The sequence below is a fragment of the Lelliottia sp. AC1 genome (genome assembly GCF_023278595.1).
GTDB classification, from domain to species: domain Bacteria; phylum Pseudomonadota; class Gammaproteobacteria; order Enterobacterales; family Enterobacteriaceae; genus Enterobacter; species Enterobacter nimipressuralis.
In genome coordinates, this window is the sequence record NZ_CP025699.1 from 719,945 (window position 1) to 733,959 (window position 14,015).

The 14,015-nt window shown below is 57.3% G+C and carries 12 protein-coding genes and 1 other annotated feature (1 of these 13 cut by a window edge); of the genes, 7 read left to right on the forward strand and 5 right to left on the reverse strand.

Features of this window, described 5'->3' with window-relative positions; genetic code table 11:
- Positions 1-41 (forward strand) — a sequence feature (Thr leader region) (it extends 78 nt beyond the left edge of the window).
- 23 nt (positions 42-64) lie between these two features.
- The 4 genes from thrA to C0560_RS03460 all read left to right on the forward strand — a co-directional run bounded on the left by thrA (position 65) and on the right by C0560_RS03460 (position 5,284).
- Positions 65-2,527, forward strand: a complete 2,463-nt coding sequence (gene thrA, locus C0560_RS03445) for a bifunctional aspartate kinase/homoserine dehydrogenase I (protein WP_100777711.1) — start codon at positions 65-67, stop codon at positions 2,525-2,527.
- A 1-nt stretch (position 2,528) separates the two neighbouring features.
- Positions 2,529-3,458 (forward strand): homoserine kinase, encoded by a 930-nt coding sequence (thrB, locus tag C0560_RS03450; RefSeq protein ID WP_100777710.1) that lies wholly within the window; start codon positions 2,529-2,531, stop codon positions 3,456-3,458.
- A 3-nt stretch (positions 3,459-3,461) separates the two neighbouring features.
- Positions 3,462-4,748: a threonine synthase gene (gene thrC / locus C0560_RS03455; protein WP_248859634.1), complete on the forward strand. Its 1,287-nt coding sequence runs from the start codon at positions 3,462-3,464 to the stop codon at positions 4,746-4,748.
- Between the two features lie 239 nt (positions 4,749-4,987).
- Positions 4,988-5,284, forward strand: a complete 297-nt coding sequence (locus tag C0560_RS03460; protein ID WP_100777708.1) for a DUF2502 domain-containing protein — start codon at positions 4,988-4,990, stop codon at positions 5,282-5,284.
- Between the two features lie 67 nt (positions 5,285-5,351).
- Here C0560_RS03460 and yaaA read toward each other — a convergent pair whose 3' ends face one another.
- Both yaaA and C0560_RS03470 read right to left on the reverse strand, forming a co-directional pair.
- Complete coding sequence (yaaA, locus tag C0560_RS03465; protein WP_123429515.1) at positions 5,352-6,125, reverse strand: peroxide stress protein YaaA; 774 nt, start codon at positions 6,123-6,125, stop codon at positions 5,352-5,354.
- A 66-nt stretch (positions 6,126-6,191) separates the two neighbouring features.
- Positions 6,192-7,622, reverse strand: coding sequence for a sodium:alanine symporter family protein (locus tag C0560_RS03470; RefSeq protein ID WP_100777706.1), 1,431 nt, complete (start codon positions 7,620-7,622; stop codon positions 6,192-6,194).
- Positions 7,623-7,998: 376 nt separating this feature from the next.
- On the opposite strand from C0560_RS03470, the gene tal reads away from it, so the two are divergent.
- The 3 genes from tal to C0560_RS03485 all read left to right on the forward strand — a co-directional run bounded on the left by tal (position 7,999) and on the right by C0560_RS03485 (position 11,078).
- Entirely contained in the window at positions 7,999-8,952 is a 954-nt protein-coding gene (gene tal, locus C0560_RS03475) for a transaldolase (RefSeq protein WP_100777705.1), read from the forward strand.
- Between the two features lie 116 nt (positions 8,953-9,068).
- A complete protein-coding gene (mog, locus tag C0560_RS03480; protein WP_248859636.1) occupies positions 9,069-9,656 on the forward strand; it encodes a molybdopterin adenylyltransferase in 588 nt (195 codons plus the stop codon).
- Between the two features lie 120 nt (positions 9,657-9,776).
- On the forward strand, positions 9,777-11,078 hold the full coding sequence (locus tag C0560_RS03485; protein WP_100777703.1) for an MFS transporter: 1,302 nt from the start codon (positions 9,777-9,779) through the stop codon (positions 11,076-11,078).
- Here C0560_RS03485 and C0560_RS03490 read toward each other — a convergent pair.
- Genes C0560_RS03490 through C0560_RS03500 form a run of 3 tightly spaced genes read right to left on the reverse strand, consistent with a single transcriptional unit; the run spans position 11,065 to position 13,987 of the window.
- Positions 11,065-12,183 carry an ABC transporter substrate-binding protein gene (locus tag C0560_RS03490; protein ID WP_248859638.1) on the reverse strand — a complete coding sequence of 373 codons (1,119 nt, stop codon included), beginning with the start codon at positions 12,181-12,183 and terminating at the stop codon, positions 11,065-11,067. The two genes, C0560_RS03485 and C0560_RS03490, sit on opposite strands and share 14 nt — an antisense overlap.
- A gap of 29 nt (positions 12,184-12,212) precedes the next feature.
- Positions 12,213-12,986, reverse strand: coding sequence for an ABC transporter ATP-binding protein (locus C0560_RS03495; protein WP_248859639.1), 774 nt, complete (start codon positions 12,984-12,986; stop codon positions 12,213-12,215).
- Positions 12,986-13,987, reverse strand: coding sequence for a FecCD family ABC transporter permease (locus tag C0560_RS03500; protein WP_371923380.1), 1,002 nt, complete (start codon positions 13,985-13,987; stop codon positions 12,986-12,988). The genes C0560_RS03495 and C0560_RS03500 overlap by 1 nt, the downstream gene beginning before the upstream one ends.
- Positions 13,988-14,015: the final 28 nt, after the last annotated feature.

A 14,015-nucleotide genomic window follows, 5' to 3' on the forward strand; every position in this document is an offset into this window, starting at 1 on the left:
CAGAAAAAAGCCCGCACCTGAACAGTGCGGGCTTTTTTTTCGACCAAAGATCACGAGGTAAACCATGCGAGTCTTGAAGTTCGGCGGTACATCAGTGGCAAACGCAGAACGTTTTCTGCGCGTTGCCGATATCCTGGAAAGCAACGCCAGGCAGGGGCAGGTGGCAACCGTGCTCTCTGCCCCGGCGAAAATTACTAACCACCTGGTGGCGATGATTGAAAAAACCATCGGTGGCCAGGATGCTCTCCCGAACATCAGCGATGCCGAGCGCATTTTTACCGAGCTGCTTCAGGGGCTGGCAGATATCCAGCCAGGCTTCCCGCTCGCCCGGCTGAAAGCCTTAGTGGAACAAGAGTTCGCACAGATCAAACATGTCCTGCACGGCATCAGCCTGCTGGGACAATGCCCGGATGGCATCAACGCGGCGCTGATTTGCCGCGGTGAAAAACTCTCAATCGCCATCATGGCGGGCCTGCTGGAAGCGCGTGGTCACCATGTCACGGTGATCGACCCGGTCGAAAAACTGCTGGCGGTGGGCCATTACCTCGAATCCACCGTCGATATCGCCGAATCTACCCGTCGCATCGCCGCCAGTAAAATCCCGGCTGACCATATGATTCTGATGGCGGGCTTCACTGCCGGTAACGAGAAGGGCGAACTCGTGGTGCTGGGCCGTAACGGCTCCGACTACTCTGCCGCCGTGCTGGCTGCTTGTTTGCGCGCCGATTGCTGCGAAATCTGGACGGACGTTGACGGCGTCTATACCTGCGATCCGCGCCAGGTGCCGGACGCAAGGCTGCTGAAATCGATGTCGTATCAGGAAGCGATGGAGCTGTCGTATTTCGGCGCAAAAGTCCTCCATCCACGCACCATCTCCCCGATTGCCCAGTTCCAGATCCCTTGCCTCATCAAAAATACCGGTAACCCGCAGGCGCCAGGAACGCTGATTGGCGCGAGCCATGATGAAGACGATTTGCCGGTCAAAGGCATCTCTAACCTCAATAACATGGCGATGTTCAGCGTCTCCGGTCCAGGGATGAAAGGCATGGTCGGCATGGCCGCACGTGTGTTTGCCGCGATGTCGCGCAACGGTATCTCCGTTGTGCTCATCACGCAGTCCTCCTCTGAATACAGCATCAGCTTCTGCGTGCCGCAGGCGGATTGTGGCCGTGCGCGTCGTGCGCTGGAAGATGAGTTTTATCTGGAGCTGAAAGAAGAGTTGCTGGAACCGCTGTCGATCCAGGAACGCCTGGCGATTATCTCGGTCGTCGGCGACGGAATGCGCACCCTGCGCGGGATCTCCGCCAAATTCTTTGCCGCGCTGGCACGCGCCAACATCAATATCGTGGCCATTGCCCAGGGCTCTTCCGAGCGCTCGATTTCGGTTGTGGTGAGCAATGATGACGCGACCACCGGGGTGCGTGTCACGCACCAGATGCTGTTCAACACCGATCAGGTGATCGAAGTGTTCGTCATTGGCGTCGGCGGTGTGGGCGGCGCACTGCTGGAGCAGGTGAAGCGTCAGCAGGGCTGGCTGAAGAACAAACATATCGATCTGCGCGTTTGCGGCGTGGCGAACTCCCGAGCGCTGCTGACCAACGTCCACGGGCTGAATCTGGAAAGCTGGCAGGACGAACTGGCGCAGGCGAAAGAGCCGTTTAATCTTGGCCGCCTGATTCGTCTGGTGAAAGAGTATCACCTGCTTAATCCGGTGATTGTGGACTGTACCTCAAACCAGGCCGTCGCCGATCAGTATGCTGACTTCCTGCGCGAAGGTTTCCACGTCGTGACGCCGAACAAAAAGGCCAACACCTCGTCGATGGATTACTACCATCAGCTGCGCACCGCGGCCAGCAAGTCTCGCCGTAAGTTCCTCTACGACACCAACGTCGGCGCGGGGCTGCCGGTCATTGAGAACCTGCAAAACTTGCTGAACGCGGGTGATGAATTGCAGCGCTTCTCCGGCATTCTCTCCGGTTCCCTGTCGTTTATTTTCGGCAAGCTGGATGAAGGGATGAGCCTCTCGGAAGCCACCCGTGAAGCGCGTGAGCTGGGCTATACCGAGCCAGACCCGCGTGACGATCTCTCGGGCATGGATGTCGCGCGTAAGCTGCTGATCCTCGCCCGTGAAACCGGCCGTGAGCTGGAGCTGTCGGATATCGTCATCGAGCCGGTGCTGCCTGCAGGTTTTGATGACAGCGGCGATGTCGCTACTTTTATGGATCGCTTAGCGCAGCTCGATGACGACTTTGCGGCACGTATCGCAAAAGCCCGTGATGAAGGCAAAGTATTGCGCTATGTTGGCAACATCGAAGACGACGGCGTGTGCCGCGTGAAGATTGCTGAAGTGGACGGGAACGATCCGCTCTTTAAAGTGAAAAACGGCGAAAACGCCCTGGCGTTTTACAGCCACTATTATCAGCCATTACCGTTGGTACTTCGCGGTTATGGCGCAGGGAATGATGTGACGGCGGCGGGCGTGTTTGCCGATCTGCTGCGTACCCTGTCATGGAAGTTAGGAGTTTAACATGGTCAAAGTTTATGCCCCGGCTTCCAGCGCTAATATGAGCGTCGGATTTGATGTGCTGGGTGCGGCGGTAACGCCCCTCGACGGTTCGCTGCTGGGTGATACCGTCACCGTCGAAGCGGCGGACAGTTTCAGCCTCAATAATATTGGCCGCTTCGCCAACAAGCTGCCGCCAGAGCCGCGCGAGAATATTGTCTACCAGTGCTGGGAACGCTTCTGTCAGGAGATCGGTAAAAACGTGCCGGTCGCCATGACCCTTGAAAAAAGTATGCCGATTGGCTCCGGGCTGGGTTCCAGCGCCTGTTCCGTCGTCGCCGCGCTGGTGGCGATGAACGAACACTGCGGCAAACCGCTTAACAACACCCGCCTGCTGTCACTGATGGGCGAACTGGAAGGGCGCATCTCTGGCAGCATTCACTATGATAACGTCGCGCCGTGCTTCCTTGGCGGGATGCAGCTGATGATCGAAGAGAACGGCATTATCAGCCAGCAGGTGCCAGGCTTTGATGAGTGGCTATGGGTGCTGGCCTATCCGGGGATTAAAGTTTCGACCGCTGAAGCGCGCGCGATTCTGCCCGCGCAGTATCGTCGTCAGGACTGTATCGCGCACGGTCGTCATCTGGCGGGCTTTATTCACGCCTGCTATACCCGTCAGCCTGCACTTGCCGCGAAGCTGATGAAAGATGTGATTGCCGAGCCGTACCGCACCAAACTGCTGCCGGGCTTCAATGAAGCGCGTGAGGCGTCACTGGATATCGGCGCGCAGGCGTGCGGTATTTCGGGCTCAGGCCCGACGCTGTTCGCCCTTTGTGATAAGCCGGACACCGCGCAGCGCGTGGCAGACTGGCTGGCGAAAAATTACCTGCAAAATCAGGAAGGCTTTGTTCATATTTGCCGTCTGGACACGGCAGGCGCACGAGTACTGGGATAAACGATGAAACTCTACAATCTTAAAGATCATAACGAGCAGGTGAGCTTCGCGCAGGCGGTGACTCAGGGGCTGGGCAAAAATCAGGGGCTGTTTTTTCCGCATGATTTGCCGGAGTTTAGCCTGACGGAAGTCGATGAAATGCTGAAGCAGGATTTCGTCAGCCGCAGCGCGAAAATCCTCTCTGCTTTTATTGGCGATGAAATTCCTCACGAACTGCTGGAAGCGCGCGTGCGCACTGCGTTTGCCTTCCCGGCACCGGTGAAATCCGTTGAGCCAGACATCGGCTGTCTGGAGCTGTTCCACGGCCCGACGCTGGCGTTTAAAGATTTCGGCGGGCGCTTTATGGCGCAGATGCTGACGCACATCAGCGGCGACAAACCGGTCACCATTCTGACGGCGACGTCTGGTGATACCGGTGCAGCGGTGGCTCACGCGTTTTACGGCCTGAAAAACGTGCGCGTGGTGATCCTCTATCCGCAGGGCAAAATCAGCCCGCTACAGGAAAAACTGTTCTGTACCCTCGGCGGTAACATTGAAACCGTCGCCATCGACGGCGATTTCGATGCCTGTCAGGCGCTGGTGAAGCAGGCCTTCGACGACGAAGAGCTGAAAGTGGCGCTGGGACTGAACTCGGCGAACTCAATCAACATCAGCCGTCTGCTGGCGCAGATTTGCTACTACTTCGAGGCGGTGGCGCAACTGCCGCAGGAAGCTCGCAATCAGCTGGTGATTTCTGTTCCAAGCGGCAACTTTGGCGATCTGACCGCCGGGCTGCTGGCCAAATCCCTGGGCCTGCCGGTGAAGCGTTTTATCGCGGCGACCAACGCCAATGACACCGTTCCACGTTTCCTGAAGGATGGCAAGTGGACGCCAAACGCGACGCAGGCGACGCTCTCTAACGCGATGGACGTAAGCCAGCCGAACAACTGGCCGCGCGTGGAAGAGCTGTTCCGCCGTAAGATCTGGCGTCTGGGCGATCTCGGCTATGCGGCGGTGAGTGATGACACTACCAAAGCGACGATGCGTGAACTGAAAGCGGTGGGGTATACCTCCGAGCCGCATGCGGCGATTGCCTATCGTGCGTTGCGCGACCAGCTTAATCCGGGCGAGTACGGCCTGTTCCTCGGAACGGCGCACCCGGCGAAGTTCAAAGAGAGCGTGGATGAGATCCTGGGTGAATCGCTGCCGTTGCCAAAAGAGCTGGCCGATCGCGCCGATCTGCCGCTGCTGTCCCACACTCTGCCAGCAGATTTTGCGGCGCTGCGTCAGCTGATGATGACGCGCGAGTGAGGGTTATGCCGGGTGGCGGCTTCGCCTAACCGGCTAACAGAACGCACATAGCTAGCTAAACCGGGTTCGCCCGGTTTTTTTATGGAGAAAATAAGGAGAAAAAATGCAGGGAAAAAGCAGAAATTCCCAATAAATGCGCTCACTTAGAGATTAGGATTGCAGAGAATAACATCCCCGACTTCCCTCACGTAATCTCCTTACATCGGCCCACGTTGGGCAAGAATATGAAGGAGTCACCTATGTCTAAACTGAAACCTGCAATGCTCGCACTTTCGCTGATGCTGGTCGCTCCCGCAGTGGTACAGGCCGGAGAGATCACGCTGATCCCGGCGGTTAAATTACAGATTGGCGATCAGGATAAAAGCGGACACTACTGGGATGGCGGCCGCTGGCGCGACCATGACTGGTGGAAATCGCATTACGAATGGCGCGACAACCGCTGGCATCCGCATGACGAGCATCGCGAGCCTCACGATAATCGTCATGGTGATAAGCATGATAACCACGGCAAGGGGCCGGACTGGAAACATCATTAACACTGCCTGATGGCGCTGCGCTTAGCAGAGCGACGAGTCGCGCCGGGAAGCGTAGCGCCACGGGGAATTACTGCTCGTGACGCTTAAACACCAGTTCGCCTTTCCCTGACGCTTCGCCGTCAAAGAAATACCCTTCGCTGTTAAAGTGAGTCAGCTGTTCTGGCTTCGTCAGGCGGTTTTCGATGATGTAGCGGCTCATCAACCCGCGCGCTTTCTTGGCGTAGAAGCTGATCACTTTGAACTTACCGTTCTTCTCATCCAAAAATACCGGCTTGATGATCTCGGCGTTCAGCTTTTTCGGCTTCACGGATTTGTAGTATTCGTCAGATGCCAGGTTGATCACGATGTTATCGCCCTGAGCGCTCAGCGCGTCGTTCAGCTTCTCGGTGATGATATCGCCCCAGAAGTGGTACAGATCTCTGCCTTTGGCGTTTTCCAGACGAATGCCCATCTCCAGGCGGTACGGCTGCATCAGATCCAGTGGGCGCAGCACGCCGTAAAGACCCGAGAGCATACGCAGGTGCTGCTGGGCAAAATCGAAATCGGCTTCGCTGAACGTTTCCGCTTGCAGGCCGGTATACACATCACCTTTAAAGGCGAGGATCGCCTGGCGGGCGTTTTTCGGCGTAAAGTCCGGCTGCCAGTCGTGGAAGCGGGTGGCGTTGAGATCGGCGAGTTTGTCACTGATGCTCATCAGCTTGCCAATCTGCGGGGCGGAAAGTTTGCGCGCCTCGCGGATCAGCTGCTGGGAATGATCCAGCAGTTCGGGCTGGGTATAGCGCTCGGTGGCGAGCGGGCTCTGGTAATCGAGCGTTTTTGCAGGTGAAATCAGAATCAGCATATCCAGTCCTTGCAGGAAATTTAGTGCGACTTTAGCAAAAAAACGGCCTGATTTGATCGATGACTGTTATTGCCGTGGCAAATCATCCCAGCTGCCCGGGGCAATTTGTGATTCGATTTCAGGATAGCGGGTGGCGTCAAACACCGGCCTCACGCCCAGCTTCCGCTGGCGTAGATAATCACTGGCAATCAGCGTCACCACCGGCGACAGTAGCAGAATGGCTGTCAGATTCGTGATTGCCATCAGCGCCATAATCACATCCGCCAGCTGCCAGACCAGCGGCAGGCTCATCATCGAGCCTGTCAACACCATCCCGACGAGCGCGACGCGCAGACACCACAGGGTGTTGCGTGAATCGATGCGCAGGAATATCAGGTTATTTTCGGCATAAATGTAATTGGCGACGATGGAACTGAAGCTGAAGAGAATCACAATCAGCGAGACAAATCCGGCACCCCAACTGCCTGAGAGGTTCACCAGCGCCTGCTGGATGATCTGAATTCCGACGGCATCCGCGGAATGAGGCACCGGCCCCGCCAGCAGCACAATCATCGCGCTGGCTGAACAGATGATAATGGTGTCAGTAAACACACCGATCATCTGCACGATCCCTTGAGCCGCCGGGTGAGGGGGCCATGACGCTGCCGCCGCGGCCGCATTTGGCGTCGAACCCATACCGGCTTCGTTTGAGAACATACCGCGCTGGAAACCTGCGGTCAGCGCCTGGCTGAGGGTGTATCCCAGTGCGCCAGCGGCGGCTTCTCGCCAGCCAAACGCGGCTTTGAAAATGGTGGCGATCACCCCTGGAACCTGTTCGAGATGCGCGGCGGTGACCACCAGGCTTGCGATCACCCACAGCAGGGCCATGGCCGGAACCAGCCACTGCATCAGGCGCGCGACGCCTTTGATGCCGGTCACGATCACCAGCAGCGTCAGTACCGCCAGGACGACACCCGTTATCCATTCCGGGAAGTCGAAGGCATAGCGCACAGCATGGGCCACGGAGTTGGCCTGAACGGTGTTAAAAATAAGACCGTAGGCGACGAGAAGGAAAAGGGAAAACAGAACGCCCATCCAGCGCATGCCCAGCCCTCGGGCCATGTACCAGGCCGGGCCGCCGCGAAACTGACCATGCTTGTCCCGCTCTTTGTAGAGCTGGGCCAGCGAGCACTCTGCAAATGAGGTCGCCATTCCGATAATGGCTGTGACCCACATCCAGAACACGGCGCCAGGGCCGCCCGCGCTGATGGCGAGTGCCACACCGGCGAGATTCCCGCTGCCGACGCGTGCCGCAAGACTGGTGCAGAGCGCCTGGAAGGACGTTAATCCGCCGGGCTGGGGGCTGACGCTGTTTTTAAGACTTTTGCCAAACTGGCGAATGTAGCGAAACTGAATAAAACCGCTGCGAACGGTAAACCAGATCCCGGCCCCCAGTAACAGATAAATCATTACTGAGCCCCACAGGACTTCATTGATAAACGAGAAATAGTCCGGCATTAACGTCCCTCTTGTTGATGCCACTTTCTTACCCCTCCTGCTTCGGGCCGCCGGTGCGCTGGCTGTGCTCGTTCATCCCAGTTACTGACGTATCACTTCCGGGGATTTGCTCGCCTGCCGCCTGTCTGCAACGCGAATGTTTTAGGGTAAGGTTAGATTGTTGAGTAAGCCTGCTGTTAATTAGCACGCTGTTAATATTCAGAGTTTACCATACTATCCGTAAGCGCACTGTCTGCGGTTGCGCTGTCATTCCGTCGTGTTATCATCATGGCAGACCGGTTACATCCCCCTAACAAGTAAACCTGTCATTTTTCCGCTGCTGGCAGGCTGTCGGTAGCGTGAATTATCCAGGGCACGTTAAAAGAGAAACACTATCATGACGGATAAATTGACCTCCCTTCGTCAGTTCACCACTGTCGTAGCTGACACCGGAGATATCGCGGCAATGAAGTTGTACCAGCCGCAGGATGCCACAACTAACCCTTCTCTGATTCTTAACGCCGCGCAGATCCCTGAGTACCGCAAACTGATCGACGAAGCTGTCACCTGGGCGAAAGGCCAGAGCAACGATCGTGCGCAGCAGGTTGTGGATGCAACTGACAAACTGGCTGTGAACATCGGTCTGGAAATCCTGAAACTGGTTCCGGGTCGTATCTCTACCGAAGTTGACGCGCGTCTGTCCTACGACACCGAAGCGTCTATCGCGAAAGCCAAACACCTGATCAAACTGTATAACGATGCGGGCATCAGCAACGATCGTATCCTGATTAAACTGGCGTCTACCTGGCAGGGCATCCGCGCTGCAGAGCAGCTGGAAAAAGAAGGTATCAACTGTAACCTGACTCTGCTCTTCTCCTTCGCTCAGGCACGTGCTTGTGCAGAAGCGGGCGTGTACCTGATTTCTCCGTTCGTGGGCCGTATTCTGGACTGGTACAAAGCCAACACTGACAAGAAAGAGTACGCAGCATCTGAAGATCCAGGCGTGGTTTCCGTCACTGAAATCTACGAATACTACAAACAGCACGGTTATGAGACTGTCGTGATGGGCGCAAGCTTCCGTAACGTCGGCGAAATCATCGAGCTGGCGGGTTGCGACCGTCTGACCATCGCCCCTGCGCTGCTGAAAGAGCTGGCAGAGAGCGAAGGCGCACTGGAGCGTAAACTGAGCTACACCGGCGAAGTGAAAGCGCGTCCAGAGCGTATCACCGAGTCAGAGTTCCTGTGGCAGCACAACCAGGATCCAATGGCAGTAGACAAACTGGCGGACGGTATCCGTAAGTTTGCTGTTGACCAGGAAAAACTGGAAAAAATGATCGGCGATCTGCTGTAATCATTTTTCATGGCCGGGAGCTTCTCCCGGCCACGTTACTTCTTTCGTCCCCTGTCTGATTTTCCCCTCTGCGTGTATCATTCCCCTTAATCAGTATTGTTATGAAGGGAATGGATATGAATACCTTACGCATCGGCTTAGTGTCGATTTCTGACCGCGCCTCCAGCGGCGTTTATGCCGATAAAGGCATCCCGGCATTAGAAGAGTGGCTGGCTGCCGCACTGACCACCCCATTTGAAGTGCAAACCCGCTTAATCCCGGATGAACAGCCGATCATCGAGCAAACCCTGTGCGAGCTGGTGGACGAAATGAGCTGCCATCTGGTGCTGACCACCGGCGGTACCGGGCCTGCGCGCCGCGATGTGACGCCGGATGCGACCCTGGCGGTGGCCGACCGCGAGATGCCAGGTTTCGGTGAACAGATGCGCCAGATCAGCCTGCACTTTGTGCCAACGGCGATTCTTTCGCGCCAGGTAGGGGTGATCCGCAAACAGGCATTGATTCTCAATCTGCCGGGCCAGCCGAAGTCGATCAAAGAGACGCTTGAAGGTGTGAAAGCCGAAGACGGGAAAGTGGCGGTGGCCGGGATTTTCGCCAGTGTACCGTATTGTATACAGTTACTGGACGGCCCCTACATTGAGACCGATCCGCAAGTGGTAGCAGCTTTTCGTCCTAAAAGCGCGCGACGCGAAACAATCTCCTGAAATTAGTGTGTTTGTGACATAAGCTACAGCCTCAATGGCGTGGTGATACATTTACGGTATAGTCATTTTTTCTTTACGATTGCTGTAAAATTAAATCAACACTGCCAGTAAAGGTTTGCTATGTCACATTACACCCGGCCTCTGAATCGTCAGGACTACAAAACGCTCACGCTCGCGGCCCTCGGCGGCGCGCTGGAGTTTTACGATTTCATCATCTTCGTCTTCTTTGCCGCCGTCGTGGGCGAACTCTTCTTCCCGGCGGATATCCCGGAATGGCTGCGCCAGGTACAGACTTTCGGCATTTTTGCCGCGGGCTATCTTGCGCGTCCGCTGGGCGGCATCATTATGGCCCACTTTGGCGATCTGGTCGGGCGTAAAAAGATGTTTACCCTCAGCATTTTGCTGATGGCGGTGCCGACGCTGGCCATCGGTCTGCTGCCGACCTATGCCTCAATGGGCATCGTGGCGCCAGTTCTGCTGCTGTTGATGCGCATTTTGCAGGGGGCGGCAATCGGCGGGGAAGTGCCGGGGGCGTGGGTGTTTGTCGCTGAACATGTTCCGGCGCGGCGCATCGGGATTGCCTGCGGAACCTTAACCGCCGGGCTGACGGTCGGGATTCTGCTCGGCTCGGTGGTGGCGACCCTGATCAACACCAGTATGACCACCCAGGCCGTACATGAGTGGGGCTGGCGTATTCCGTTCCTGCTGGGTGGCGCGTTTGGCCTGGTGGCGATGTACCTGCGCCGCTGGTTGCAGGAGACGCCAATTTTCCTCGAAATGCAGCAGCGTAAAGCGCTGGCGCAGGAGCTGCCGGTGAAATCAGTTGTGGTGCGCCATCAGAAAGCGGTGGTGATTTCCATGCTGCTCACCTGGCTACTGTCTGCCGGGATTGTGGTGGTGATTTTGATGTCGCCGGTCTGGCTGCAAAAACAGTACGGCTTTGCCCCGGCGGTGACGCTGCAGGCCAACAGCATTGCAACCATCATGCTCTGCTTTGGCTGTCTGATTGCCGGTCTGGCGGCTGACCGCTTTGGCGCCAGCCGGACGTTCATCGTCGGCAGCCTGCTGCTCGCCGGGTCGAGCTGGGCGTTCTATCATCTGGCGGGCGCACATCCGGAACAGCTGTTCCTGCTCTACGGCGTCGTGGGGCTGTGCGTCGGCGTGGTCGGTGCGGTGCCATATGTGATGGTCCGCGCCTTCCCGGCAGAAGTGCGTTTCACCGGGATTTCGTTCTCGTACAACGTCTCGTACGCCATTTTCGGCGGCCTGACGCCGATTGCCGTCACGCTGCTGATGGGGGTGTCGCCGATGGCGCCTGCCTGGTACGTGCTGGCGCTGGCGTTGATGGGAATGGGGCTTGGGATCTGGCTTCGCGGTGAGCGCCATCAGCTGATGGCGCACGCGCAGACTAACGAGGGGTAAAACTCAGGATGATGTTGTCATCCGGAATGTGAGTGAAGCTTTTGATCAGCTCGTGATAATCCGCCAGCGGATCAACATCCTTGAACAGCGTTGGGTAGAAGCGTGTACTCAACGCTTCAATGGCGATGATGTTGTACGGATTATTGTAGAAGTGATGGTACAGCGCGCCGGTTCGGCCTTCCGCGACAGCCGGAATGCTGCTCACGCCCTGGCGCGACACCAGCGCCTTAAACGCGGCGGCGACATCGCTTTCCGGCACGTTGTAGCCAAACGGTATAATCGCCGTTCCTTTCCCCGAGCGTTTTGAACCGGTCATCAGGTAGTAATCCGGGTTCAGGGAGATAATTTTCTCCACCGAGATATTCCCGGTTGCGCCCGGCAGCAGCTGCGAGCCAATGTTCACGCCACCCGCGGCTTCTACCAGCCCGCCCCAGCCATTGTGCGCGTGGGTAAAGCAACAGCCGTTATCCAGGCCAGCCACGCCGGCGATCGGTTCGATAAACACCAGTGGCTTTTTCTCTGCTGTAGCCAGGCGCTGATGAATCCGATCCAGACGCTGCTGGTAGAAATCGATGTAGGCCTGCGCGCGCTCCGTCTGACCTAACACCTTGCCCAGCAGATCAATACTCGGCAGCGTGTTCTCCACCGGATGCAGTTCGTAATCGACGAAAACCACCGGAATGTGCAGGGCTTCCAGCTGAGTCAGCACGCCGCTTTGCGTCAGCGAAGGTTTCGCGCGCAGCTGGGCGATCATCAGATCCGGATGGCGCGAAATCACCGTCTCCAGATCGACGTTCCCCTGATCCGAGAATTGCATATCAAGGATCTTCTCGGCTTCCGGCCATTTACGCTTCAGCACGTTCCAGGTTTCAGTGTCCTGTTTCTTCGGCAGGTTGTTCCATGCCACGACTTTGGCGAAGGGATCGTCCCGCTCGAGAATCGCCAGCGCCAGGATATCGCGGCCATCCTGCAAAATAATGCGCTGCGGCTCCTTCGGAATGGTGACCGTGCGGTTATCCCTGTCTTTTACGGTCACCGGCCAGTTCTGGGCCATCGCCAGCAGCGGCGAGAGCAGCAGTACCGCGGCGAATATCATCTTCTTCATCGTCTTACTTCCCCGTCTCATGATGCTTGTTATGCGGTTAAACCATCGACCACCACGTGCGGCAGTCCTTGCGAACAATATTCCACCCGGCCCCTCACTCCGTAGACCGTTGCCAGATTTGCGGGGGTGACCACTTCACCCGGAATTCCGCTGGCGACCAGGGCACCCTCTTTGAGCATCACGGCGTATTCGGCGTGGCGCAGGGCGATGTTGATGTCGTGGATAACCACCACCGTCACGATGTTACGCAACCGCGTTTCGCGGGCGACGATATCCATGACGTGAAACTGGTAGTTGAGATCGAGGGCGCTCAGGGGTTCATCCAAAAGCAGGAGGTCGGGCTGGCGGATCAGCGACTGCGCAAGGCCAATCAGCTGTTTCTGTCCGCCGGAGAGTTGGTCGAGATAGCTCATTGCCAGATGGGCGACGCCGAGTTTTTGCAGGATATCGAACGCTTCCTGTTCTGCGTTGCCGTCGGCGTAAAAGCCGCTGGCGCGTCGCGCGACGATCACTGACTCCAGCGCATGCAGATGCACTCCCGCCGGGAGCGACTGCGGCAGATAGACCACCTTCTGTGCCCGCTGGGCGGAAGGTAATTTCATCAGATCTTCGCCGTTCAGCTCCAGTCTGCCTTGCGCCGGGTTCAGATCGGCCAGTGCCCGCAACAGCGTCGATTTCCCCGAACCGTTTGGCCCAAGCAGCGCGGTAATTTTCCCGCGCGGCAGCAGAGGCGTATTCAGCCCGTCGATGATTTTCTTTTTGCGATAGCCGGTGTGCAGGTCGGTGACGATCAAGCCATCCATTACAGCGTCCCCCGATGGCGAATAATAATGCTCAGGAAGAAAGGCACGCCGACCAGCGAGGTGACGATGCCGACCGGAATGATGACGCCCGGAACGATATTTTTGGAGAGCACCGAGGCGAGGGAGAGCACCAGCGCGCCGATCAGCATACTCCCCGGCAGATAAAAGCGGTGGTCTTCGCCAAATATCATGCGTGAGATATGCGGCGCGACCAGGCCGATAAAACCGACCGGCCCGACAAAGGCCACCGTCAGCGCCGAAATAATGCTGATGCGCAGAAGCGTTGCCAGCCGCAGTTTGCGCACGTTAATGCCAAAACTGACGGCCCTGTCTTCCCCGAGGCGCAGAGCCGTGAGCTTCCAGGCATTTTTCAGCGACAGGGGAACGACAACCAGCAGCACTACCACCAGAATCGCGAGCTTACCCCACGACGCGCGGGCCAGGCTGCCCATCGTCCAGAACACCAGCCCCTGGAGCGTATCTTCGCTGGCGACAAATTGCAGAATGGAGATCAGCGCGTTAAAGGTGAAGACCAGCGCGATGCCAAACAGCACCACGCCGGAGGTGGCGACGCGCGTCCAGCGGCTGATGCCGTCGAGCACGAAGCAGGCCATTAGCGCAAAGACAAAGGCGTTGGCGGAGATAAACCATTGATCGGGAATACCGGGGATTCCCAGCCCGAGAATAATTGCCAGCGCCGCGCCAAAAGAGGCGGCGGAAGAGACACCCAGCGTAAACGGGCTGGCGAGGGGGTTGTTCAGGATGGTTTGCATCTCTGCGCCCGCGAGCCCCAGCGCCATGCCGACCACCACCGCCATCAGCGCGAAGGGCAGGCGTAAATCCCAGACAATCACCCGTGTGCCCGCGTCGGCGGAGGCGGCATCAAACAGCGTGTGCCACAGGGTTGAGACGGAAATCCCGGAAGGGCCGAGGGTAAAATCGAGCAGCAGCGAGAAGATGATCATGAGCAGGATTACACCCGCAACGATAAAGCGACGCATCACGACTTTTCGGTACTGTGACGCCACC